At 61.8% G+C, this 23,327-nt stretch carries 23 protein-coding genes and 2 pseudogenes; 12 read left to right on the top strand and 13 right to left on the bottom strand.

Annotated elements, in window-relative coordinates:
- Position 1: 1 nt before the first annotated feature.
- Complete coding sequence (locus M2281_RS21995; RefSeq protein ID WP_280823321.1) at positions 2–778, top strand: amino acid ABC transporter ATP-binding protein; 777 nt, start codon at positions 2–4, stop codon at positions 776–778.
- 91 nt (positions 779–869) lie between these two features.
- The gene (locus M2281_RS21990) at positions 870–1,070 is read left to right on the top strand and encodes a DUF2905 domain-containing protein (RefSeq protein WP_280823320.1); all 201 of its coding nucleotides are present in this window, start codon (positions 870–872) and stop codon (positions 1,068–1,070) included.
- Between the two features lie 27 nt (positions 1,071–1,097).
- Here the strand turns inward: M2281_RS21990 and M2281_RS21985 are convergent, their stop codons facing one another.
- The 3 genes from M2281_RS21985 to M2281_RS21975 are packed head-to-tail and all read right to left on the bottom strand — an operon-like array spanning position 1,098 to position 4,921.
- Positions 1,098–2,837, bottom strand: a complete 1,740-nt coding sequence (locus M2281_RS21985) for an ABC transporter permease (protein ID WP_425537788.1) — start codon at positions 2,835–2,837, stop codon at positions 1,098–1,100.
- An 18-nt stretch (positions 2,838–2,855) separates the two neighbouring features.
- Positions 2,856–3,809 (bottom strand): ABC transporter substrate-binding protein, encoded by a 954-nt coding sequence (locus M2281_RS21980; RefSeq protein WP_280823549.1) that lies wholly within the window; start codon positions 3,807–3,809, stop codon positions 2,856–2,858.
- Positions 3,810–3,829: 20 nt separating this feature from the next.
- Entirely contained in the window at positions 3,830–4,921 is a 1,092-nt protein-coding gene (locus M2281_RS21975) for an ABC transporter ATP-binding protein (RefSeq protein ID WP_280823318.1), read from the bottom strand.
- A 225-nt stretch (positions 4,922–5,146) separates the two neighbouring features.
- Here M2281_RS21975 and M2281_RS21970 point away from each other — a divergent pair, with 225 nt between their 5' ends.
- Positions 5,147–6,187: an ABC transporter ATP-binding protein gene (locus tag M2281_RS21970; protein ID WP_280823317.1), complete on the top strand. Its 1,041-nt coding sequence runs from the start codon at positions 5,147–5,149 to the stop codon at positions 6,185–6,187.
- Between the two features lie 36 nt (positions 6,188–6,223).
- Here M2281_RS21970 and M2281_RS21965 read toward each other — a convergent pair whose 3' ends face one another.
- Positions 6,224–7,957, bottom strand: a complete 1,734-nt coding sequence (locus M2281_RS21965) for an ABC transporter permease (RefSeq protein WP_342394280.1) — start codon at positions 7,955–7,957, stop codon at positions 6,224–6,226.
- 12 nt (positions 7,958–7,969) lie between these two features.
- Positions 7,970–8,941 (bottom strand): ABC transporter substrate-binding protein, encoded by a 972-nt coding sequence (locus M2281_RS21960; RefSeq protein WP_280823316.1) that lies wholly within the window; start codon positions 8,939–8,941, stop codon positions 7,970–7,972.
- Between the two features lie 408 nt (positions 8,942–9,349).
- Here M2281_RS21960 and M2281_RS21955 point away from each other — a divergent pair, with 408 nt between their 5' ends.
- A complete protein-coding gene (locus tag M2281_RS21955; RefSeq protein WP_280823315.1) occupies positions 9,350–9,550 on the top strand; it encodes a DUF1858 domain-containing protein in 201 nt (66 codons plus the stop codon).
- A gap of 10 nt (positions 9,551–9,560) precedes the next feature.
- Here M2281_RS21955 and M2281_RS21950 read toward each other — a convergent pair whose 3' ends face one another.
- A complete protein-coding gene (locus M2281_RS21950) occupies positions 9,561–10,265 on the bottom strand; it encodes a Crp/Fnr family transcriptional regulator (RefSeq protein ID WP_280823314.1) in 705 nt (234 codons plus the stop codon).
- A 210-nt stretch (positions 10,266–10,475) separates the two neighbouring features.
- Here M2281_RS21950 and M2281_RS21945 point away from each other — a divergent pair, with 210 nt between their 5' ends.
- Positions 10,476–10,919: a pseudoazurin gene (locus M2281_RS21945; RefSeq protein WP_280823313.1), complete on the top strand. Its 444-nt coding sequence runs from the start codon at positions 10,476–10,478 to the stop codon at positions 10,917–10,919.
- Between the two features lie 84 nt (positions 10,920–11,003).
- Positions 11,004–12,209: an NnrS family protein gene (locus M2281_RS21940; RefSeq protein WP_280823312.1), complete on the top strand. Its 1,206-nt coding sequence runs from the start codon at positions 11,004–11,006 to the stop codon at positions 12,207–12,209.
- A gap of 81 nt (positions 12,210–12,290) precedes the next feature.
- Here M2281_RS21940 and M2281_RS21935 read toward each other — a convergent pair whose 3' ends face one another.
- The 3 genes from M2281_RS21935 to M2281_RS21925 form a co-directional block, all read right to left on the bottom strand.
- Positions 12,291–13,166: an SUMF1/EgtB/PvdO family nonheme iron enzyme gene (locus M2281_RS21935; protein ID WP_280823311.1), complete on the bottom strand. Its 876-nt coding sequence runs from the start codon at positions 13,164–13,166 to the stop codon at positions 12,291–12,293.
- 87 nt (positions 13,167–13,253) lie between these two features.
- Positions 13,254–14,372, bottom strand: coding sequence for a copper-containing nitrite reductase (gene nirK, locus M2281_RS21930; protein WP_280823310.1), 1,119 nt, complete (start codon positions 14,370–14,372; stop codon positions 13,254–13,256).
- A 723-nt stretch (positions 14,373–15,095) separates the two neighbouring features.
- Complete coding sequence (locus M2281_RS21925; RefSeq protein WP_280823309.1) at positions 15,096–15,761, bottom strand: hypothetical protein; 666 nt, start codon at positions 15,759–15,761, stop codon at positions 15,096–15,098.
- Positions 15,762–15,919: 158 nt separating this feature from the next.
- On the opposite strand from M2281_RS21925, the gene M2281_RS21920 reads away from it, so the two are divergent.
- The 3 genes from M2281_RS21920 to scpB all read left to right on the top strand — a co-directional run bounded on the left by M2281_RS21920 (position 15,920) and on the right by scpB (position 18,077).
- Entirely contained in the window at positions 15,920–16,162 is a 243-nt protein-coding gene (locus M2281_RS21920) for a helix-turn-helix domain-containing protein (RefSeq protein ID WP_280823308.1), read from the top strand.
- Positions 16,163–16,554: 392 nt separating this feature from the next.
- Positions 16,555–17,385: a DUF1403 family protein gene (locus tag M2281_RS21915; RefSeq protein WP_425537781.1), complete on the top strand. Its 831-nt coding sequence runs from the start codon at positions 16,555–16,557 to the stop codon at positions 17,383–17,385.
- The gene (scpB, locus tag M2281_RS21910; RefSeq protein ID WP_280823307.1) at positions 17,382–18,077 is read left to right on the top strand and encodes an SMC-Scp complex subunit ScpB; all 696 of its coding nucleotides are present in this window, start codon (positions 17,382–17,384) and stop codon (positions 18,075–18,077) included. The genes M2281_RS21915 and scpB overlap by 4 nt, the downstream gene beginning before the upstream one ends.
- Before the next feature lie 263 nt (positions 18,078–18,340).
- Here scpB and M2281_RS21905 read toward each other — a convergent pair whose 3' ends face one another.
- A complete protein-coding gene (locus M2281_RS21905; RefSeq protein WP_280823306.1) occupies positions 18,341–18,499 on the bottom strand; it encodes a hypothetical protein in 159 nt (52 codons plus the stop codon).
- Between M2281_RS21905 and M2281_RS21900 the strand changes: the two are divergent.
- Positions 18,498–19,108 (top strand): annotated as a pseudogene (locus tag M2281_RS21900) (transposase). The gene M2281_RS21905 and the pseudogene M2281_RS21900 overlap by 2 nt on opposite strands.
- Before the next feature lie 165 nt (positions 19,109–19,273).
- Here M2281_RS21900 and M2281_RS21895 read toward each other — a convergent pair.
- Both M2281_RS21895 and M2281_RS21890 read right to left on the bottom strand, forming a co-directional pair.
- Positions 19,274–19,726, bottom strand: coding sequence for a carboxymuconolactone decarboxylase family protein (locus M2281_RS21895; protein WP_280823305.1), 453 nt, complete (start codon positions 19,724–19,726; stop codon positions 19,274–19,276).
- Positions 19,727–19,944: 218 nt separating this feature from the next.
- Positions 19,945–20,778, bottom strand: coding sequence for a hypothetical protein (locus M2281_RS21890; protein WP_280823304.1), 834 nt, complete (start codon positions 20,776–20,778; stop codon positions 19,945–19,947).
- A gap of 83 nt (positions 20,779–20,861) precedes the next feature.
- Here M2281_RS21890 and M2281_RS21885 point away from each other — a divergent pair, with 83 nt between their 5' ends.
- Positions 20,862–21,701, top strand: coding sequence for a helix-turn-helix domain-containing protein (locus M2281_RS21885; protein ID WP_280823303.1), 840 nt, complete (start codon positions 20,862–20,864; stop codon positions 21,699–21,701).
- A gap of 331 nt (positions 21,702–22,032) precedes the next feature.
- On the opposite strand, the gene M2281_RS29270 is transcribed toward M2281_RS21885, so the two are convergent.
- Positions 22,033–22,464: a LysR family transcriptional regulator gene (locus M2281_RS29270; RefSeq protein ID WP_425537780.1), complete on the bottom strand. Its 432-nt coding sequence runs from the start codon at positions 22,462–22,464 to the stop codon at positions 22,033–22,035.
- A gap of 71 nt (positions 22,465–22,535) precedes the next feature.
- Between M2281_RS29270 and M2281_RS21870 the strand changes: the two are divergent.
- Positions 22,536–23,252: pseudogene (locus tag M2281_RS21870) on the top strand (2-oxoadipate dioxygenase/decarboxylase family protein); the annotation flags it as partial.
- Positions 23,253–23,327: the final 75 nt, after the last annotated feature.

Below are 23,327 nucleotides of genomic sequence, written 5' to 3'. Positions count from 1 at the left end.
GATGCTTGCCGCGTCATCCGTCGAGATCCGCAAGGTAAACAAACATTTCGGCCCTTTCCAGGCGCTGAAAGACGTGGATCTTTCGATCCAGCCAAGCAAAGTGACCTGCCTGATCGGGCCTTCTGGCTCCGGCAAGTCTACGCTTTTGCGCTGCATCAACTTCCTTGAGGAATATGATTCAGGAGAGATCGCCATCGACGGGCAGTTGATTGGGTATGTCAGCCCCGGTGGCCGCAAAATGTCGGGTCGCAAGCTGCGCGAGATGCGTCGTTCCATCGGCATGGTGTTCCAGCAGTTCAATCTCTGGCCGCACATGACCGCGCTGCAGAACGTCGCCGAGGGCCTGATCCGCGTGCGCCGCCTGCCGAAGCCCGAGGCCGAGGCCCGCGCCGCCGAAGCACTGAGGAAGGTCGGCCTCGCTGACAAGATGGCCAGTCACCCATCGCGCCTGTCGGGCGGCCAGCAACAGCGAGTGGCGATTGCGCGCGCCATCGCCATGGAGCCGCGCCTTATGCTGTTCGACGAGCCGACCTCCGCGCTCGATCCGGAACTTGTGGGCGAGGTGCTAAGCGTGATGAAGACCCTTGCCTCCGAAGGCATGACCATGGTCGTTGTCACCCATGAGATGGGCTTTGCGGCGCATGTTGCTGACCAGGTGGCCTTCATGGAAAAGGGGGAGCTGGTTGGCGTGGATGTCCCAAGCCGTATCCTGCACCACCCCGAGGACGCGCGTATCCAGGCCTTCCTGCGAACCTATCACGAGCGCAACAGCTTCTGATGGCCTGCGCTCACATTCCACGTTGAAGATTGCGATGATCAGGATCATCATCAGTATGACTGCACGGCTCAACGTTGAGCGGTAGCTTGCTATGTCCCGAACGCTGATAATTGTCGGCCTCGCCATCGTCGCGGGCGGAGTTTTCTGGCCATGGCTGTCGCGTATTGGCCTGGGTCGTCTGCCGGGGGACATTTTTGTCCAGCGCCCGAACTTCACCTTCTACGCACCGATCACTACAGGGCTGCTGATCAGCATAGTGCTGTCGCTCATTTTTTGGCTCATCAATCGCTAGAAATCTAAGAGCAGCGCACGATCTGCTTCAAAGGATCGCGTCGTTGCCGCCAACTCGGCGCAACAGCATGAGAATGGCAAACGGAACGAGCGTGGTCAGCACGATGGTGACGAACGCCATTGCCATGCCGAGCCCGATCGAGCCCTGTTCGAATTGCCTCCAGATGAAGCTCGCCACCGTATGCGTTCCGACCGGCGCCACCAGAAGCGAGGCGACCAACTCGCGCGCAGCGACTGCAAAGACGAGAAGCATGGAGGCGACAAGGCTTGGGGCGATGAGCGGAAGCAGGATGCGCCGGAAGACGACCATTCTCGATGCGCCGAAGACACGGGCTGCGGCTTCCAGATTGTCGCCTATCTGATGGAGCGCTGCAGTGGTGTAGCGCACCGGTTGCGGCAGCAGGATGCAGCAATAAGCAAGGAGGAGGATAAGCGAGGTGTTGTAGGGTGATACCGGCAGCCAGGGCTGGTTCCAGGCGAGCACCAGCCCGATCGCGACAACGATGCCCGGCAAGGCATTGGGAATGATGGTAAGCACGTCGAGCAGGAAACGGCCACGCGACCTTGTCTTGACAGCGACATAGGCGGCAATCGCGCCGAGCAGCCCCGCGACGATTGCCGTTGCGACACCGAGGGAAAGCGAGAGCGTCAGCGCCTTGAGCGCACCGGCGCCATCGTCATAGATGCTAATGAAGTTCGCCAGCGTCAGGTTGTCGAGCACCAACCCGCCGGAAATGGTGCGCGACAGCGCGGTGGCGAGAATGGCAAACAACGGTGCACCGGCGGCAAGGAAAGCAACCAGTGCGAAGAACATGAGCACTGGGACTTTAAGTGGCCCGAGCGGGCGCTTGTTGATGGCCTGCGGCTTGCCGCCGGTCGTCTGGAAATTACGGGCTGAGAGTACACGCCGCTGCACGAGGAACGCGCCAAAAGAGAGCAACACCAATGTCAGCGCCATGATTGACGCGCCAGGCAGATCGATGGGCCAGTCGGAGACGCGCAACTCGATCTGGGTCACCAGTACCTCGAAGCCGGCGTGGCGGCCGAGTGCTGCGGGCGTTCCGTATTCCTCGATCGCCATTGCAAAGACCAGCAGCAGACTTGCCGCAAGGCCCGGAGCGGAAAGCGGCAGAGTTATGCGATAGAAGGCACGCCAGGGCGAAGCGCCGAAGACGCGGCCGACATCGGAGTAGCGCCCACCGACTGCCTCCAGCGTGCGCGAGACGCCGAAATAGATGACCGGAAAGCAATTGAGCGCCATGACAAATGCCATGCCGCTGAGCGAGAACAGGAAGGGCGCGAGATTGAATCCGGCGAGTTGCTGAAGGTAGCCGTTTGGCTGCAGCGTCATGATCCAGCCCAGCGTGGCGATGTAGGGCGGTATCATGAAAGGGACGAGCATCAGCGCATCCCAGATCTTTGCGCCGGGGACCTTGAACAGCCCGCGAAACACAGCCAGTGGCACGCCGATCAGCGCGGAGACGACTGCGACTGCAACGCCCAGCCCAACAGTGTTGAGTGCCATGCGCGGCAATAGGGGATCGAACAACGTCTTGCCAAGACTGGAGAAAGGCGCGGCAAGCGAGCCGCGCCCCAGTTCCGGAAAGATCGCCTGCAGAACGATGAAGGTGAAAGGTACTCCGACAACGAGCAGGAGCCCGGTCGCAGCGATCCAAAGCGCAGCGGAATGACCGCCCTCGCCGGAGCGGCTCTTCCCTGTAGCAGAACGCGCCTCCACCGGCCCGGCGGAGGTCGAGGCTCCTGTCATCGCCTGCATGGCCGATGCCTACTTGGCAAAGATCGCGGCGAACTTGGCCAGCGTTTCCTCGCGCTTGGAGTAAACGGCCTCGGTATCGATCTTAAGTATGTTGAGGTCGCCGATAAGCGGGCGGTCCGTCTTGACGTCAGTGCGGGCGGGCATCAAAGCGGTCGCCGCAACCTTGGCCTGGCCTTCGTCGGAGAGAACGTAGTCGACGAAGTGCTTGGCGTCGTCCTGCTGCTTCGACCAGTTGAGGATCATCATCGGGCGCGGCGCGATCACGGTGCCGGATGCCGGGAAGATCACGTCGATCGACTCGCCCTTCTTCATGCCTGCGAGCGAAATATAGTCGACCGCGCCAAACACGGCGGCCTTGGCGCCCTGCAACACCGGGTTCAGAGCCTCGGCATTGGCCCCGGCCACGATTGCGCCATTGGCCTTCAGATCGTCGAACAGCTTCCAGCCGCTCCGGGCTTCCAGCGCGGCGGTGAGCTCGAAGGCCGAGCCGGATTGCGCCGGATCGGGAATATTGACCAGGTCCTTGTATTCGGGCTTGGCCAGGTCAGACCAATCGGCCGGCTTCGGCGTGCCGCTCTTCGGGTTCCAGGCAATGGCAAGGGCCGAGACGCCCTGTGCAACTGCGGTGTCGGTCTTGAGGAAGTCGGGTACGTTGACGGCGTTGGGGCTGGTGTAGGGTACCAGCCAGCCGCGCTTTGCGAAGTCGGTGGCCGTATCCCACGACGCGGAGATCAATACGTCCACGACCGGATTGGCTGCCTCGGCCTCGATGCGCGCCATGACCTTGCCGGTGGTCGCCTGGAAGACGTTGACCTTCACGCCTGTCTTGGCGGTGAAACCTGCCGCAAGATCGTCAATCAGGCTGGCCGGACCGGCAGTGTAGACAGTGATGTCGGCCATCGCCGTCGAAGAGGACAGCGCAAGGCCGAAGACAGCCGCAGCGGCGAAGAGGGAGACGCGCATCATATTTGTTCCTTTCCTGATCAAATCGCCGGAAACCAGCGAAGGCCTACAGGCTCGATCGAGAGCCCAACCCTGTCGCCGACCGATCGGCGAAATTCACTGACTGCCTCGACCTCCACGCGCCCGCCGTCGTCGCCAAGCGCAACTGAGAGCGCGTAGAAGTCGCCACGAAAGAGCGCGCGGACAACCTGTCCGCTCGCTTGTGCCTCGTCTTCCGGGTGCACACGCAATGCCTTGCGGCCCAGCATTACGCGCGCGCGGTTTGCGTCGGCTGGGCCTTCCGAGCCCATGGCCAGGCGGATGCCGGTCCCGGCCAGCGCCCAGCTGCCGCCCTGTCGCTCGGCTTGCACGACTGTTCCGAGCTTGAGGAATTCCGCCACCTCCGCGCTGGCAGGGCCCTCGACGAGCGACTGCGGATCGCTAAGCTGAATGATCTGTCCGCGCTGCATGACCGCCACCTCGTCGGCGATGGTGAAGGCCTCACCCTGATCGTGGGTGACGTAGACGGCGCTGATGGACAGATCGGAGAGAAGTTGGGCGAGATCGACTGCCAGCGATTCGCGCAGCTCGCGGTCGAGATTGGACAGCGGCTCATCGAAGAGAACCAGCTTGGGCTCGCCCACGATGGCGCGCGCAATGGCCACACGCTGCTGCTGACCGCCTGAAAGTTCGCCGGGGCTGCGCGCGGCAAGGTCGGCCAAGCCAACGCGGTGGAGCGCCATCCCGACTCTGCGGTTGATCTCGACACGACCGACACCAGCCATCTCGAGCGGGAAGGCAACATTGCCCGCGACGCTCATATGCGGCCACAGGGCATAGTCCTGGAAGACCATGCCGAGCCTTCGGCGCTCCGGCGGCACAAAGTGCCCGGTCGCAGCGTCGGCCATCTGCCGACCGTCAATGGACACCGACCCCGTTGTCGGAAAAAGCAAGCCGGCTAACAAGCGAAGGAGCGTGGTCTTGCCGCAGCCCGAGGAGCCCAGAAGTGCCAGTGTGCGCCCTCGCGCGAGATCAAGAGACACGCCACGCAGAATAGGTGTCTCGCCGAAGGAAAGCGCGAGATCACGCAACTGTATGGCCAGTCCCTCGGTAGAGCGCTCCGCAGTGCTCAATGTGTCCTTGCCCCTTCAATTCGGGCAAGGCCTAACCTTTCTGGATGACAGTAATGCGAATTCCACCAGAAATGCTTGCGGCCTGGTCGAGCCTACCGCTGCGGCTTCGCCGAACTGTCACAAAAGCATGCGAAATGGCGCTCTGCATTTTACGATGGATTTCTGCATGCGGCGACGCTTTCCATCCAAGATAAAGCCTCGAGTCACCTGTCGGCAGGAGTGGGCGTGAGCGAGATAAGCATTCGGGATATTTCGCGCCGCTTCGGTGCGATCCAAGCGTTGGACGGTATTTCGCTCGACTTTCCGGCCGGCTCATTCACCGCGTTGCTAGGCCCCTCCGGCTGCGGCAAGTCCACGCTGCTGCGGCTGGTTGCTGGTTTCGAGGCGCCAGACGCCGGCAGCATCCGCTTCGGCAGCCAGCTGGTCGCCGATCCTGTGCGGCAAGTGCGGCCGGAAAAGCGCGGCGTCGGCATGGTCTTCCAATCCTATGCTTTGTGGCCACATATGGATGTTGCCGGCAACGTCTCCTACCCGCTGCGGACCCGCGGGCTGGAGAAGGGAACCATCGAGCAGAAGGTTGCGGATGTGCTCGCCATGGTCGGGCTTACCGGACTCGGAGCACGCAAAGTGGACGAGCTTTCGGGCGGACAGCGGCAACGTGTGGCGCTTGCCCGATGCATTGTGGCCGATGCGGGCATAATCCTGTTCGACGAGCCGCTGGCCAATCTCGACATTCATCTGCGTGCCACGATGGTTGATGTCTTCGGCGACATCCACCGTGCCACCGGCGCGACCATTGTCTATGTGACCCACGACCAAGGCGAGGCGCTGGCGCTGGCCGATCGCATCGCAGTGCTAGATCGTGGGCGACTGTTGCAGGTGGGATCGCCCATCGAGATCTATCGAGCACCGGTCCATGTCAATGTAGCCGGCTTTGTCGGGCGCGGTGCGATCGTGAACGGACAGGCCGTTGACCACCGCGACGACTTGGCTGTGGTCGAGATATCGGGGCTCCGGATCGAGGCGCGCGGGGCCGGCATCAAGTCAGGGCCTGTCCGTATCCTTCTGCGGCCGGAAGCGCTGGCGCTTGCACACGCCGGGCTCCCGGCCGTGGTCAAGTCATCTACCTATCGTGGACCGGTCCACGAGCTGCGGCTTTCTTTGGGGACGGGCGAGGAAATACTGCTGGACGACCCGCAGGCTCACGTGGTCGGCGAGCATGTTCATGTCGCTATCTCCGACGCCTGGGTCATCCCCGACGCGTGATTTTCGCGCAACGGCGAAGCGCTTGGCCAAGGCGCCTCAGCGCCAGGGCAAGACGCCGGCAGGCAGGCGCGACGAGAAGCGGTCGAGCACAGCCAGGATAATAACCACCGCAAGGATGGTGATGACGGCAATAGCTGCGGCGTGCGTCGCAAGCCCGGCTTCCTCCAGGCTGAACAGCACGACGCCGAGCGTCTCATTTCCGCCCGACCAGAGAAGCGCCGAGACGGTGAGCTCGTTGAAGGCGCCCATGAATACAAGCAGCGCGCCGGCCACCGCGGCTGGAATGACGAGCGGGGCCGAGATGGTCCACATGCGCCTTGGCGCGCCGGCGCCACAGGCCGCTGCCGCCTCATCCAGTTCGCGCGGAATCTGTCGCACAGCCGTCGCCACGGGTTTGGCTGCGAAGACGGCGAAGCGCATCAGATAGGCGACGAGGATGATCCAGGCCGTCGCGTAGAGGCTGCCGATCAGCGGCAGCGGGCGTAGGAAGAGCAGGATGCAGGCGATCGCCAGCACGATGCCAGGAACGGCGTAGGGAAGTTCCAGCGCACCTTGCAACCAGCGGCGGCTGCGTTCGCCAAGCCGCTCCATCGCAAGCGCGAACGGTATTACTCCCAGTGCCAGGATGATCGCGGCGGCGGCCGAGAGCAGTGTTGAATTACGGAAGGCGCGTATCGTAGCGGCCTGTCGGGTCAATACCTCGGCGAAGTTGGAAAAGGTGAGCGTATCCAATGTCAGCCGCACGCCGAAGGACGGCACCAGAGCCGTCGTAACCAAAGCGAGAGCCGGAACGACGAGCAGAAGGACGATGGTGCCCCAGGCAAGCGCAGCGAGTGGCCAACGCCAGCGGCCAAGTGCAAAGCGAGCCGGGATGCCGCCTGAATAGCGCGGAGAACGGCCGCTTGCGGCCGCCTGCACGGCAATTCCAATGAACGCCAAGATGCCAATCAGCACGGACAGGCTCGCCATCTGGGGCAGGATATCCGGCCCGAAGCTCGCCATCTGGCGGTAGATCAGCGTCGGCAGCGTCAGATAATTGACCTGCAAGCCGAGCAACGCCGGAATGCCGAAATTGCCGATACCGGAGACAAATGCGAGCGCGGCCGCAGCGATGAGATAGGGGCGCAGCAGCGGCAGGACGATGGTCGCAAGAACCCGGAGCGAGCCGGAGCCGGATGCTCGGGCAGCTTCAACGAAGTCGCGCGGCACGCGCGCCAGGCCAACGCGCAAGGTGACGAAGACAATAGGCGCGTGCTGGACGCCATAAAGAAGAATAATGCCTTCGCGACCGACGATCGGGTTGGGCGATCCGGGTGGCGGGGCGATGCCCAGCGCGTTCAGCAGCGCGCTCGACGGGCCGAACAGGTGTAGCCATGAGAGCGCCGTCACCTGCGGGGCAATCATCATGGGCAGAAGTACCAGGAAACCTATGGCCCGGCGGCCGGGCAGGTCGGTCATGGCCACGGCGACAGAGAAAGGCACGCCGATCGCGATTGCCAGAACCGCGCCGAAGAAGGCGGTGTCCAGTGTGTGCCATGTTGCCTTCAATGCGGTCGGCGTGGCCAGCCTTTGCACGAAGCCGGTGACGTCAAACTCGCCGCCCGGCGCCAGTGCGGCCAGGAGCAGCCGACCCATCGGCAGCAGAGAGAGCAGGCAGACTGTCACCAGCACGATCGCCCAAGCGCCAAAGGTACTGGGCCTGAAGCGGGCCGGGAACGTGCCGCCGAGAGCAGGGCGCCCGGCGGCAGAGATTGGTTCGGAAGCTTCCAAAGGAGGCCGACCTTACTGGCCCATCACTTCGGTGAACTTCTGTTTGTTCGCCGTGTCGTTGGTCAGAGCGGCGGCCGCATCGTAGCCGAGTACCTTGATCGTCGAACGCTCAGGATAGCCGGCCGGCAGGTCGATCCCGGTGCGAGCCGGGATGTAGCCTTGCGAGGCAGCGAGCTTCTGGCCCTCTTCTGACAGAACGAAATCGACGAAGGCCTTGGCGGCATCGACGTTCTTGACCGTGGAAAGGATCGCAACCGGCTCGGTGACGGCCGAGACGCCCTCCATGGGGAATACGAACTCGACCGGCGCGCCCTTGGCCTTCTCGCGGATCGGCATGTAGTCGACGATCATGCCGAAGAGCTTATCGCCACCGGCCACCGCCTTGAGCACGTCGCCATTGCCGCCGGCTGCCTGTGCGCCGTTCTTGGCCAGATCGCCGTAGAAGTCCCAGCCATTGGAGAGGTTGCCGGTGAGCGTCACGGTGTGGATCATGGCCGCACCCGAGGTCAGCGGGCTCGGCATGGTGACGAGGTTCTTGGCTTCAGGCTTCGCCAGGTCCTGCCAGCTCGTCGGAACAAAGGGCGCCTTCGTGTTATAGACGATGCCGGTGGTGATCAGCTTGGTGGAGAAGTACGTCTTGTCCTTGTCGATCAGCCCCGCGTCGAAGGCGGATAGGTCGGCCTCGGGATAGGGTAGCAGGCGGCCCTCTGACTTCAGCCCTTCCATCGTCACGACGTCGGCGATCAGCAGCACGTCGGGCTGCGGCTGGCCTGCCTCGATTTCGGCGCGCAGCTTGGAGAGAATCTTAGGCGTGCCGTCGCGCACCCACTCCACCGTCACGCCGGGATTCTTGGCCATGAATGCGTCGACGGTCTGCTGGGCGTCAGTGTTGGGCTGGCTGGTGTAGAGCACGAGCTTGCCCTCGGCGGCGGAAGCCTGGGCGATACTGGCGGCAAGGAGAAGAGTGGAAATCAAGATGCGCATGATCGGTCTCTTTGGTTGCGGAGGGGGCGATCGCAACCCCCAGCAGGTTGGTCGTAACCCCTCCTAGCCGTTGCGCTTGACGGTGACATGACAGGCTGGCGATGGTTGGATGCCGGCACTATCGGGCTGTCGATGGCTGACGACCAGGCAGCGTATCGGCATCGCTCAGACGCTCGCCGTCGGGCCCAAATTCTTGATGGGTGCGGCAGTCACCGTCGGTCGCGCCCGCCCAGCAAGGATTACCGGTTTCAGACGTCAGAAACGATAATCGGCATCGCTGCAACTCGCTCGCGTTCAATGGAGATCGCGGTGCAATTGACGCGCCGCGATTGCTCGCTTGTTTGTCCGCGCGCAACGAAACAGCTGGTAGCTTCATTCATGGTCGGGCTTCACAAGCGGTGAGCTGCGATGAAGTCACGTTTCGACCATGACATGACGATGGACACCATCATGCGCGAATGGCCCGGTACGATCCGGGTCATACTCAACCACGGAATGCTTTGCGTCGGTTGCCCCATCGCCTCGTTTCACACGGTGTCCGACGCCGCCAGGGAGCATTCCCTGGACGAAGAAAAGCTGATTGACGACCTGGCGAAGGCGATGAAGTGAAGGGGGTAGGTCAGCCTTTGTCGGCCTGACCTTCGGCGAGTGTGAACAGAAGATGCGGCTCGACCACAGTTACCTTCTGGCGGCCGCTCTTGACCAGGCCCTTGTCCTCCCAGGCGGTGAGGAGCCTGCTGACCGTGTGCAGGGTCGTGCCGGTCATCTCGGCGATGTCCTGCCTCGAAATCGGGAAATCGATCAGGATGCCGTCCTCGGTCTTCCGCCCCGTCTGCTTGACCAGTCGCAGCAGGGCATGGGCGACACGCTGCTCGACCTGCTTGGTGGCGAGTTCGACGACGTGCGCCTGCGTTTCCTGAAGGCGGGCACCGACCGTCTTGTAAGTGCCAGCGCCGAAGTTCGGAAATGTTGCGGCCATTTCCGGCCATACAGGGCCCGGCCAAGCCAGCACCACGCAATCGACGGCGGCGACCGCGCTGGCCGGATAGGTGGTGCGTCCGAGCGCATGCGCTATGCCCATCAATTCGCCGGGGCTGATGTAGCGGACGATCACCTGCTGGCCGTCCGGAGTCGTCTTCACGACGCGGACATGGCCGTCCAGCAGCAGGAAGAAGGAATGTGCCTCGCCTTCCTGCTCGAAGACCGTCTGGTCTTTGGCAATGCGCTGCGACCGCGCCTTATGGAGTATGCCGTCCAGATCGGCCGGGGCCATTCCCTGGAATATCGGTATGCCGGCAATCAGCGAGCGATCGAGTCGGCTCAATTGTCCCTCCTGGTCGGTACGTGAACCCAGTGCGCGCATTCATGGACCGCTGTCGAGCGCCACAATGTCACAGGCCGGCGGACGGCGGCAAGCGGCGCCGAATTCCTGAAATTCTGCTCAAGTTTGCGCTGCATCAAAGTTTCCGATGCGTGTGCATCCTAAACAAGGCCGACGGCTGGAGCCGTAATGCAAGGACAAAGGAAAAAGACGATGAAACATGCAGTGGCAATTGCGGCCGCCTTCGCAACCATCCTCCTGGCCGGCGCTGCTCAGGCCGCCGATCATCAGGTCCAGATGCTGAACAGGGGCGAAAGGGGCTCCATGGTGTTCCAGCCCGATTTCATCGTCGCGGCACCCGGCGACACCGTTACCTTCGTGCCGACGGACAAGTCCCATGATGCCGAGAGCATCAAGGACATGATCCCCGATGGGGCGACGCCCTTTAAGGGCAATATGAGTGAGCAGATCACTGTCACGCTCGACAAGGAAGGCGTCTATGGCGTCAAATGCACGCCGCACTACGGCATGGGCATGGTGGCCCTGGTTGTGGTGGGCAAGCCGACCAATCTCGAACAAGCCAAGGCGGTCAAGCAGATCGGCAAGGCCAAGAAGGTGTTCGAGGAGCTTCTGGCGAAAGTGCCCGCGGGCAACTGAGCCGGCGGTTACGCTTAACAGGTCTTGAGAACCGGCCGGGTAGACAGGCTCTGCCCGGCCTTTGCTTTTTGAAAGGAGTGCATCATGGCCATTCCTCGTGTCCGGCCTGGCAATTATCCCGCAGTTCTGTCCTACGGGTTCCGCCCCTTCTTCCTGCTTGGCTCGCTCTATGCAGGCCTCACCATCCTGATGTGGTTGCCGATGCTCTACGGGCGGCTGGAGACCGCCAGTGTCTTTGCGCCTGTCGACTGGCACATCCATGAGATGATCTTCGGCTATGTGGCGGCCATCGTTACCGGGTTTCTACTCACGGCCATACCCAACTGGACCGGCAGGCTGCCCGTCCAGGGCCTGCCGCTGGCAGCATTGGTGCTGCTTTGGTTGGCCGGCCGCTTCGCGGTGTTCTTCTCGGCCGACATCCGCTGGCTGGCGGCTGCGGTCATCGACAGCGCTTTCCTGCTTGCGGTCGCCGTGGCGGCAGCCATTGAAATCGTCGCCGGCCGAAATTGGCGCAACCTCAAGGTCCTGGCGCCGGTCTGCGTTCTCTTCGTTGCCAACGTTGTCTTCCATCTGGAGGCGCACTTAAAGGGGGAAACGGACATTGCTCGTAAGCTCGGCATCGGCGCGACCGTCCTCCTCGTCATGATCATCGGCGGGCGCATAATACCGAGCTTCACCCGAAACTGGCTGGTGCGCGAAAATCCTGGGCGGTTGCCGGTGCCGTTCAATGGCTTCGATGCCGCGACAATTGTCTGCTCGGCGCTCGCGCTTGTGGCCTGGACCTGCTTTCCGGATCATTCCGCAAGCGGGCTTATGCTGCTTGGCGCAGGGGGACTCAACATTGCGAGGCTGTGCCGCTGGGCTGGCGAGCGCACCTGGCGCGATCCGTTGGTGCTCGTCCTGCACGTTGCCTACGCCTTCGTGCCGGCCGGGTTCCTACTGGCCGGTCTTGCGTCCCTTCTGCCCGAAGCCGTGCCACCGGCCGCAAGTCTGCACGCGCTCAGCGCGGGCGCGATCGGAACCATGACGCTGGCGGTTATGGCGCGGGCGACGCTCGGGCACACGGGGCGCGAACTGCACGCCAGCAACGCAACCTGCCTGGTCTTTTCAGCTGTCGTTGTCTCGGCCGTGCTGCGCGTGGCCTACGCCTTCATTCCCGACGTAACGGCCTTGCTGCATGTTTCGGCCGCTGCCTGGACGTTGGCCTTTCTCGGCTACGCGGCACTTTATGGCGGCATGCTCGTGCGTCCGCGTCTGCGGTCTCGCCAGCCCAACCCAGTGCCGTCGTGATCAGGCATCCGATATCGCATTTGCAGAAAAAGAAGGGCCCGGATCTCCGACAGGAGGTCCGGGCCTTTGCGCTTGCCTTGGCTAGCCGGCCGTGCCGCGCCAGAGGGCCTTGAATGCCGAGAGCATCGATGGACGCTCCCTGACCAGTCGGATACCGAGGTTGTCAGGCGGCAGGCCGGCCGCGCAGCCGCCGCTCTTACCGTCGCGAATGAAGAAGGACATGTACCCACGATGCTTGCCGCTGACGACACGTACGCCACAATTGTCGGTGCTGGTGTCGATGCGCCCGCTCCTATCTAGCGCAACCCTGCGATAGCAGGTCGTCGTCCACTCCCAGACATTGCCGCCGACATCGTAGAGGCCGTTGGAGTTGGCGCCGAAGTGTCCTTGCGGCTTGGGCTCAGGATCGCGGCCCCTCGCTGCCTCGGACTCGCTGCGATAGCGTGCGAGCCAGCGTGCGATGGCATCGCTCCCACCGTCCTTGTCCAGAACCTCTTCGCTGAAGCGTTCGGCCGCTGCAAAGGCCCATTCCTCGTCCGTCGGTAGCCGCCAGCTTTGTCCTGTACGGCCCGACAACCACTGCGCATAGGCGCTCGCATCGCGAAAGCTCACACCTGTAGCAGGCAGATTTCCAATACGATCGACGGCGCTGTCTGGCGCCTCGCACGCACCGTCGGAGACGCAGAGGGCATAGTCGGCGGCGCTGACCTGGTAAGCCATGATATCGAACGAACGTCGGAAGCGGATCTGGTTTTCGGGCGCATCGACAGGGCGTTCGGCGCTGAGGAACTCGCCCGGCAACCGATAGGCCAGCCGACCGGGGGAAACGACGACGGTCGCCGGAGAGGTCATGGTGGGTGTCACGGGCCTATCCGGTTTCTGGAAGGGAAGGTAGACCGTAAGCGCAAGCAGAGGGGTGACGGCGGCTGTGGTCAGAAGCAAGCTGCCCAGTTTCATGGTTTGGCTCCTGTTGTGTTCGTGCCAAAGAAACGGCCCGCGGGCATGCCGGCGGGCCGAGTTGGATCAGGGAACGACTACCGCCGGTCAGTTGGTCGTAATCGGGCCGGGGGCAGCGACCTGCTTCATCAAGTCGTCGTTCCATTCGCCCTCGACCACCACGTGAGCCGTTGCGCCGAGTTCGGCCGCCTCAATCAAGTTGTGGTTCACGTAGGCGTAGACCCCGGGCTGCTTGAAGGTGTAGAGCGCCGCACCTGCCGAACCGCCGCGGATGAACCAGGTCTCCAGATCCTTGGCGGGCGGGTTCGCGAACTTGCCTTGTTCCCAAACATGGTCGCCGTGGCCGCCGATGAGGTGAGGCCTGGTGTCCCGATTGGCCTGGGCATGGACGAACAGCACCGTTTCGCCAACCTTTGCCTTGAGCGCATTGTCGCCAGTCAGCGCGCCTACCTTGCCGTTGAACACGACGTGGGTCGGGATCAGGCCACGCATGACCTTCAGCGTCTCGTCATAGCTGTCGCCTAGCGAGCCATACTTCTTGTATTTGCCGTTCTCGTCGCGGGGGACATAGAGGTCGTGCTCGCCGATGTAGAAGAGACGATCATATTTCAGCGGCCTGCCGTTCTCGTCCCTCAACCCGTCGCGCGGCAAAACCATGACCGCGCCGCTCATGCCTGACACGACGTGCCAGGGGATCATGCCCGTCGGAGCGCAGTGGTAGACGAATGTGCCGGTGCGCGTCGCCTTCCAGCGCAGTACCGCTTGCTCGCCCGGATTGACGTGGGTCAGCGCACCACCGCCCAACGCGCCGGTCGCGGCATGGAAGTCGATATTGTGCGGCATTTCGTTGGCCTCGGGATTGACGAGCGTGAGCTCGACATAGTCGCCTTCATGCACAACCATCAGCGGCCCAGGCATGGAGCCTTCATAGGTCATGGCCCTCAGCGTGGTGCCTTCATTGTCGATCACCATGGGCTGTTCCTTGATGGTCATCCGATATTCGATGACCTTGGGCCCGCCCTTGGCGATCTGGTCGTGGGGGTGAGCGTAAGGTGGTGCAACGAGGTCGACCTTGACCCGCGGGAGACCGGCGATATCGGCTGCGCCGGCTTGAGCCAGTGCGGGCGTGGCGATGATCGAGCCCAGGATCGCGGCCGCTGCCGCACCGGTGGCCGTACCCAAGAGTGCTTCGCGTCGCGTCAACATTTCTAAATCTCCTTCTGGCGTGACGTTGCCTGTTGTTACAATCCGGAAACTATAGGCTTGCGGGCAACCGTTCTTTGCTGCAGCGCAAACAGGTGTTGCAGTGCGACAATTTGGCATGTGGGTGACGAATACTTTCCGCAGGGGCAAGCAATCGCAGCCGAGCCCGAAGGCTTTGATCACTGATATCGGCTGGGGATTAGCGTGGTTAGGAGGTAGCCTTCACCGAGGCGAGCAGGGCTTGCTCGAAGGCAATGTGCCGGCGGACTGCAAGGAAATAAGCCCGCAGCATGTAGCCGATCGCATCATAGTGACGCCTAAGGCCGCCATGGGAAATGCTGACGAGCACGCCGCCGCTGGTATGAAGCCGGCAAATTGAGCGGCGGGAAAAATACCGGCGTCGTGGCCTGGAGTGCGAAGACTTAAATTTAGGGCGTTCCCCAGGGGACGGGAGAGGGGGAGCGGCCGTCGGAGAAGGAAAGCCGGTCAAGTCTTCGCCGCCCTACCGGCCATGGTCTTGACCGGCTCCGCCGGCCCGTTGGTTCAGGTCGAACCGCCGAATGTCTGTCTGTGTCCCCTGTAAGCCGATCAAGGCCGCGGCGCCACCCCGCCTTGACCTTGATCGCCCGCACTGGACGACTCCCCTGCAATGAAGCCGCCTGGCGAAACTGCCCGCCACCGCCGTCTGTTTGTTGTCACAGGGCAGCGGAGACAGAACCGCATCGCCTAATCGGCTGGGAAAAACGTACCCTGCGTCATCTGGGGGCCGATCCGAAAAAGGTCGTCGCGCGCCGCACGGATCTGCGGCCAGGGGAAGGCGGAACAGTCTTCCCAAGCTTCACCCTCGCGCATGATGGCATCGAGTTTGCCCGCCACACCGGCGAGTGAGGTGGCGGGTGTCGTCGCCAGCGCCAGCAGCAGCGCCTCGACCCGATCGAACGCCGCGCGCTCGGCCCGAAGTCCCGCGAAATAGCCAATCTCTGCAGCAGCGGCGTCGAAAGACGCCTGGCGGTCGGCAAGCTCTGCCGCCACGCTGGCGCGGATCGCCGCCATGTCCGTCCGTGTCCCGATGAGACGGTCGAGCGCTTCCAGCGAGCAGATCACGGTCTCCTCGCCACCGGGAACCCTGACCACCGCTCCGACAAAGTCGACGCGCTCGGCCAGCTTCGTCTCTAGCAGTTGCTGCCGCCGGCAAAGCTGCTGCACCCGCGCATGCGCCGCCGCCAACTCCCGCCACAGCGCCAGCGCTGGGTCGGGGATCGCGTCCGCCATTGTGCCGCGCGCCGACGCCGCGCCACCAGACGCCCAGCCCGTCGCGCCAACAACCCATCCAACAAGCGCCATCCGCCGCGTGACGCAGCCAAAACTCGTGCTATTGTCGGAATCAGCCATGATCCGAGCTCCTCGAAAGCTTAGGTTGTGGTCAAGCTGCTGATGGTGGTTGGAACACCTTCAGCCGTTTCGCTATCGGTCAAACGATAAAATCGTATCAGGGTTACGATAATGCGGATAAATCCAGATATCAACAGAAATCGTATCATAGATACGAAATGAACGCAGTTCAGAGTAAAATGGCGCGAGTTGCGCTTGGTTGGGGAACGCGAGACCTTGCTCGAAACGCTGACGTATCGCCTGATACCATTGCGCGTCTGGAACGCGGCGACCAGCTAAAGAGTTCGACGATTGACGCAATTCGTCGAACTTTCGAAGCGGCCGGTATCGAGTTCATTCCAGAGAACGGCGGCGGACCGGGTGTTCGGCTGGCACGTAACCCAGGACTGAAGAGACCCTGATTCGCCGAATGAAGGCGTCGCAAATCCATCGTTAGGAGAAGCTGCTCTATCGGCGCGCGAAGATCGCTCACGAAAGGGCTCCAGACGGGAACTACGTGGGGACTCGAGGAACGGCATTACCCTGCGCCCTGATCTCCGCTGGCCAGGGGTACCGAGTATTGTTAAGTAGCTGATAAGGCAACATTATCAGTCATTTTGTCGCCAAGACAAGCTGTGCGGTTATTACGAAAAACTGTGGCCAAAACCGCACGCGCGGTTAGCCTGGCCGGCATGGATTCGCTTGCGCCTGCGTCGTCACCAAACCCACTCTGGCCGCCCCGGGTGCCGGACTGGGCGCTGGCGGGGGGCGCGATGTCAGCGAAGCCGACGCTGCCTTCGCCGCCGGCATCGCCTTGAAATCGCTTGACGATCTCGTCCGTGCGAAGCCCGTTTGGGTCGGCTGCTGGCGCGCCCGCCAGGCGCTGAAATGCACAGCAAGCGCCGTCCGGCTGCTCGGTCGCAGCGAAGACGAAGCCGCCTTGCGCGACGCAGTGCTGCTGACCGCCGCCGGCGACGATCCCGGCCCGGCCGGCAAGGTGTTTTTGGCCTTCAAAAGGCTCTCCGAGAAGAAAGGCGCCATCACCTCGAAATTCGTCGCCGAGTTTGCCGAACTCCTCGACCTGGCCTGGGACGAGCGGTTGGCCGCGGTCGTCGATCACGCCGACGCGGCGCTGCAGTCCGGTCGTTCGGCGCCGTTTGCCGCGGCGGAACTGGTGGTGGCGATCTGTGGCGTGCGGCCGGACGCGGAGGTTTTGGCCTGGGCACTCGCCGATGCGTTGATCGCTGAAAAGCTCAGATGGCCGTACCCTGTGCCGCTGCTGATGGCCGAACGTTCTGGCCCCGCCTTCAGGACGTCTCAGGGCAGGGGGCGTGTCCGCCCCGGCGAAGCCGCCTTTCCCCGCGCCGTCTGCCTGGCGCTGGTCGAGGGCGCCGGGGCGGGGCTGCGGTCCGTGGGCGAAATCGCCCGCCGGGCCGACCAGCTGCTCGCGGCAGTACCAAAGGTGCGCACCAAGGGCGCCGGCGCCGTCATCCGAAAACTGCTCGCCGAGGATGCCGTGCCAGCCTCCGCGCCTGGGATGAAGCTGTCCCGCTGGGCCGCGACCCGGCTGTTCGATCGGCTGGAGAGCTTTGGCGCGGTGCGCGAGCTGTCTGGCCGCTCCTCCTTCCGGATCTATGGGGTATGACCGTGGCCGGGTCGAGCACAGCAAAGAAGGAGTCGGTCGACGATCCGCAACACGATGTGTTGTTCGATCGCGAGTTGGAGGACCTGCCTCCGGAACTGCGATGGCGCGAATGGATGCTGCGCGTCGAGGCGGTCGTCTTCGCTGCCGGAGAGCCGGTCAGCCGCGAGGCGCTGGCCCGCGTTGTAGGCAGGAACTGCAGCATCGATCTGCTGATCGACGATCTCAGGGAAGAACTGCGCGACCGGCCCTATGAGCTGGTTTCGGTCGCCGGTGGCTGGCAGCACCGCACCCGGAGCCGATTTTCCGGCACCATTCGCGCCGCATCCGCACCCACCCGCTCGACCGCCGCGGCTCTGTCGGAGTTCGAGGCGATGGTGCTGATGGCGGTGGGGTATTTCCAGCCGGTCACCCGCAGCGAGCTCACAAAGATCTTCGGCAAGGATGTCAGCCGCGACACGATCGGCGCCCTGCGCAACGCCGGCCTCATTGCATCGGGACCGCGCAGCCCGACGCCGGGGGCGCCCTATACCTATGTGACGACGAAAACCTTCCTGTCCGCCTTCGGTATGGAGACCCTGCGCGACCTTCCGGACATCGAAGCACTCGAAGATGCTGGATTGCTGGCAAAAGAAGCGTTGCTCGCGGGCGACCTTGCGCCAGGGCTGGCAGGCGGCGGGATTGGGGACGAGTGAGGGGCCATTGCAGGCATCCGGGTTTGTACGTGATGGCGCGAGGTGACTTCCACCATCCGCGTTGCCAATGACCCCTTTGCGCCTAATGTCGGCCGTAGGGGGAAGCTTTGCCGTTGCCCGAAAGCAGCCATCACCAAGGAATACGCTGCGGGTCGCAGTTGTACGCGGGTGGCGAAGCTCTCCGGAGCCGTGCGCGACCGTGGAGCCGTTATTCAGGGGAAGATCAGTCCAGTTCGAAGTCACCGAGCAGACCTGGATTACGTTCAGGTTATCTCAATCGAATACCACTGCTTTTGTGCATTGCCTTGTCTGGCGGCCAGTTCCGGGAAACGACGTTTCAGTTCCGGCGGGGCGTTGGTGCACGGATCACCGATCATGATGTAGTCGTGCGGGGATCTCAATAACTGGTCTGTCGCAGTCATGCCTTTCAAACACAATGCCGCCTGCCGCCATCGCATCGACAAGATGAAATTCAAGGTGACGAATTGGCCGGAATATGAGGCTGGGCTGCGCCGACGTGGCAGCTTAACCCTATGGCTGACGCCTCAGGCGCTTACGATGTGGGTTGCTCCACGTCGAACTACACGTGGTAGCGAGCACCGTTATTCCGATCTTGCGATCGAGACCGCCTTGACGCTGGGCCTGGTGTTCGGCCTGCGGCTGCGCCAAGCCGAAGGCCTGCTGGCATCGGTGCTGCAAATGATGGGGCTGGCGCTCGCCGTCCCATCGTCATTCCGCCACGCGTCAACGCGGTCGAACCGACCGGCGATCAACCGCCCGGCCAAAGGGACAAGCATATCGCGGCAATCATCAGAGACGGCCGGATGAAATGGCAGGCTTCCACCGGCTACGGCAGGCGCGCGCTGGTCGAGACCGCCATCGGACGATACAAGTCCATCATCGGGCGACGTCTTCGGGCTCGGTCGTTTCACGCTCAGCAGACGGAAGTTGCCATCGGCTGCGCCGTCCTCAACCGCATGCTTGCCTGCGCACGCCCGAAATCCGTCCGCTGCAATCGAGCGGAGGCATAGACAACCCCATCAAAGACCGGCTTCCGTCCAAGCCTGTATCCATGTGTTTGGCGGGCCGAAGCCGACGAAACGGAGAACTACACCTACGCTATAGCCCTCTAAATTGAGGCACGAGCGAATGGCTCCGATGGGGTGGGAAGTGGTCGGTCGTCGCTCCATTGAGGTCTATGTCGACTGATCGACGGGATGTTGTGAACGGAAGCCCACGGCAAAGCGGTTCCAAGCATTTATTGTTGTGATGACGAGGGTCAGCTCAACCTGTTCGCACTCATCGAAAGCCGCCGCCAATGTGCTGTAATCAGAATCTGGAGCGCCAGATGTCTCCAGCCGCGTTAGAGCTTCGGCCCAAGTAAGTGCAGCCCGCTCTTTCTCATCGAAAGCGGGGCTTTCCCTCCAGGCAACCAAAACATCCAGTTTTTGCTGCGAAATTCCCGCCGCGCGCGCTTCTGCGGCATGAAGGTTGAGACAGTATGCGCAACCGTTGATCTGTGACACACGCATCTTGATGAGTTCGCGTATAGACTTCCGGAGTGAAAGGGTCTTCGTGGCTTCTTCCAGAGCCATCATCGCCTTCATCGCCACTGGTGCCGCGCGATAATAATTGATCCTGCTAGACAAGATACGCACTCCACAAATGGTTTTTGCGAGCTGTGTCAGCTCGCGGACAATTGCCTTCAAAGGTTCGAATCTACCGCTATGCTACATCAGACCATATCGGATTGCTGCGTTGAATCAGCAAGTTTCTATGCCGCTTGGTGAATGCCGAAGGCGGATAGACAAAAGCCGACATTTCATTTCCCATAGCGCTCGTAGGGATCATGGGAACTTTTTCTTGTTCAAAAGGGTATTGGGTGCATGAAAATGAAACCTATATCTCTCAATACTTGGACGAAATTGATCCTGAAATCGAGTTCTGCGTAAATAGGCTCGCTTATAGCAATCAAGTCCCTATCGGCGGCGCCCCTTATCAGCGGCTTTTCGCAAGCGGTATAGGTTGTGCAAACATGATTGCAGACGTCGCCCTGGCGTCTTGTGTTCACAACAGGCATCTTGAAGAAGGGCGCTCTCAGAAGACCCAGCAGGCCTCGAAGTCCCATCTGCCAGGCGATCTTCCACACCACACCTGCCGGCTGGCGCCGCGTGGCAGGTACCGACCCCTCTGCGATCAACCCGCCCCCTGCATCCCGGAACTCGAAGGTCCAGTTATCGCCTGAGAAATCCACCTTGCTCTCTGTGAGGCGCGCATTGAGCAGCAAATGTTCGCTATTGTATCGAACGACGCGTTGCGTGTTGTTCCACAGACCATGACATACCATCATAAGATCGGGGATGACGTTCAGGGCGCGATGAAAGGAGAACGCATCCGCCCGCAGCGGTTGCACTTTGCGCCGTGTGGCAAATAGAGATATTTGAAGCTCATGATGAGCATCAAGATTGGCTTTGGTGAAATCGCAAATCCATATGGCGGCGAGCGCACGCCCGTCTGTATCCAGCACAGGCTCAAGATGTTCAGCTGCCAGAAATCTGGCAGCGACCTCCCCGTCGACCGTACCCCCAAGCGACAGGATTGTGCCGTCGTAAATGTGATATGGAGTGGTCACCTCCTCGCCAGCGACGACAACAGAGCCGTCGAGCGGAAAGCGTTGAAACAGTTGCTGCTTGAGCGTCATTGTATGCCCCGTGGATAGTCCGGTTCTCCATCCGCTATGGGACCGAAGAGGCTGAGGCGTATAGAACCGAAACGACATGAGCCATGAAACGAGTTGAGTACGCGACACTGCATAGCCCTGGGCGCTCTCTTGGTGATTGCGTATATCTCGCAGTGGAGCGCGATACGCGCGACGTTCAGTTAAGCGATGCGGATCGGTTTAACTATTATCCGGCGACGCCATTCCCTTCCATCTCATGGATACTGGACGGCCAATTGCACATGGTCGAAGGCTCCGGAGAGCATGTTCCAACGCTCGGCAACCCGCTTCCCAAAGTCATTTTCTCAGGTCCGACACGAAGCCCCTCCGTCAGTTGGTCTCCTGGGGCCGTCCACGCGCTGACCGTTAGTTTTTATCCTGAAGCGTTGGCGCGCCTGCTCGACATTAAGATCGAACAATATGTCGGCTCCGTTCTCCCCTTGGAGAATGTGATATCGGGGGTCGGGTTGGATCAGCTGGCGACCATGCAATTGGGCCGGGACCCGTTCGCCCAAGTTCATCATCTGCTGAACTCCCTCTGGGACAATGAACATGCGCAGCAAGCTTCCGATGTCCGAAGCTGGCTGGCGCTGCTTGCCACGCGGACGGTATCAACCGCCGGGATAACCGGGCGGAGGTCGGTACAGCGTTTGGTCAAATACTGGACAGGCCAGAGCTTGCGAGACCTTCAACTCTATGCCCGAGTTGAGAATGCAATTTCGCATGCTGCCCAGATGTCGAATGGGGAACGCTTGAATTTCGCGGCCATCGCGACTGAGAGTGGATTTTCCGATCAATCCCATCTTGGGAGGGAGGTTCGGCGGGTTACCGGCCTGCCACCCGCAAAACTCAACGAACTGGTTGACCATAGCGAGGCATTCTGGATCTACAGATTGCTAGGGTAGCAAGCTTGTTAACCCGCTCTGGGCTGGGTTGTCTTAGCAGGCCGGTCGCAATGGCGTGCTGGATGCCGTCGCTGATCATGAAGATAAATCGGGCTATAGCGTAGAAACGGCGGCGTGGCCTGCTTGCTATCTCATCTGGTGGAATGCGGTAATCGGCGACAATAGCGAACTATAGAGGGCGTTCGGCGGTTATGGCGGACCGTGTGGGATTTGAACACATACGCCGAAGTAATCGGTTACTCCATAAGCAATCTCGGATTTCGTTGAAAAGGTCGACTGGCGAGCGCGCTCGGTAGGTTGCCGATCTCAAGCGCGTAGAGGCCTTGGCCTCTCACGCCGCTTTCGACATCGGCATTGGGATCAGCTTTGCGAGTTTGCGGAGGTTTTGGGCGGCGGCTGCGAGGTGGAACTCGTCGCGGGCCCCGTTCGGTTCTCGTATGCGTAGGCGATCAAGCTTCAGGATGCGCAGCATGGTCGCCTCGCCCTGCTCCAGCAGCTTACGCGCATCCGGCAGCAATTTCCGGCCGGCATCCGAAAGCACCACACGCTGGCGCGCCCGCTCGAAAAGCGCGATGCCAAGCTGGGCTTCCAACTCCCTGATCTGACGGCTGACCGTGCTTTGAGTGAGGTTCAGCTCACGCCCGGCCTGAGTGACGCTGCCGTGGTGCGCGGCGCTCTCGAAGGCCTGCAGCTTGCCGAAGTGGGAGTTAGGGTTCGAGACACGATTATGCAATTTCCATATCAACTCAGATGAAGTCAGCATGACTCATGGCTTTCGTTTCGCGATATAGTAACAATTGCGCATCAAGTCGCCCGCATTTCGGAACGAAGCCCATGCTATCCAGCACTTTCATGTCCGGCGATGCCATCCGTGCCGCCTTCTCGGCGGCCATGTCGGCCATGTACCGGAACGAAGTGCTGGCCTATGGCATGCTGATGGGGCTGGTCGCCGACATCAACGCAACAATGCTTGAGCGGCAACCCGGACTGCGAGCCAGACTAGAAGCCACCGAGACACTGGACCGTATCTCGCAGGAGCGTCACGGTGCCATCCGCCTCGGCACCAAGGCCGAACTGGCCATGATGCGGCGCGTGTTCGCGATCATGGGCATGTTTCCCGTCGACTATTACGATCTTAGCGAGGCCGGCGTGCCGGTCCACTCCACAGCCTTCCGTCCGGTCGGCGAGGAAGCGCTCAAGATCAACCCGTTCCGCGTGTTCACCTCGCTGCTTCGGCTCGATCTGATCGCCGATCCGCAACTGCGTGACGCCGCCCGGGAAGTCCTCAGCCGGCGCCGCATTTTCTCCGACGGCGCCGTCGCGCTGGTGGAGAAAGCCGAGCGCGACGACGGGCTTTCGCCGGAGGACGGCGAGCGCTTCGTGGCCGAAGTGCTGGACACATTCCGCTGGCACGAACAGGCCAGCGTCGACCATGCGCTTTACGAGCGCCTGCTCGCCGCCCACCGCCTGATCGCTGACGTGGTGTCTTTCAAGGGCCCGCACATCAATCACCTCACTCCGCGTACGCTCGACATCGATGCCGTGCAGGACTTCACGGCCAGCCCGAACCAGAAGCTGTTCGAGGCGGCATTGGGCGCAGCCGTGCTCAACGAGTTCGAACACTAC

Source organism: Pseudaminobacter soli (ex Li et al. 2025), assembly GCF_029892515.1.
Classification (GTDB): domain Bacteria; phylum Pseudomonadota; class Alphaproteobacteria; order Rhizobiales; family Rhizobiaceae; genus Pseudaminobacter; species Pseudaminobacter soli_A.
The sequence above is the reverse complement of the archived record's forward strand: the minus strand, read 5'-3'. Positions and strand labels throughout refer to the sequence as shown.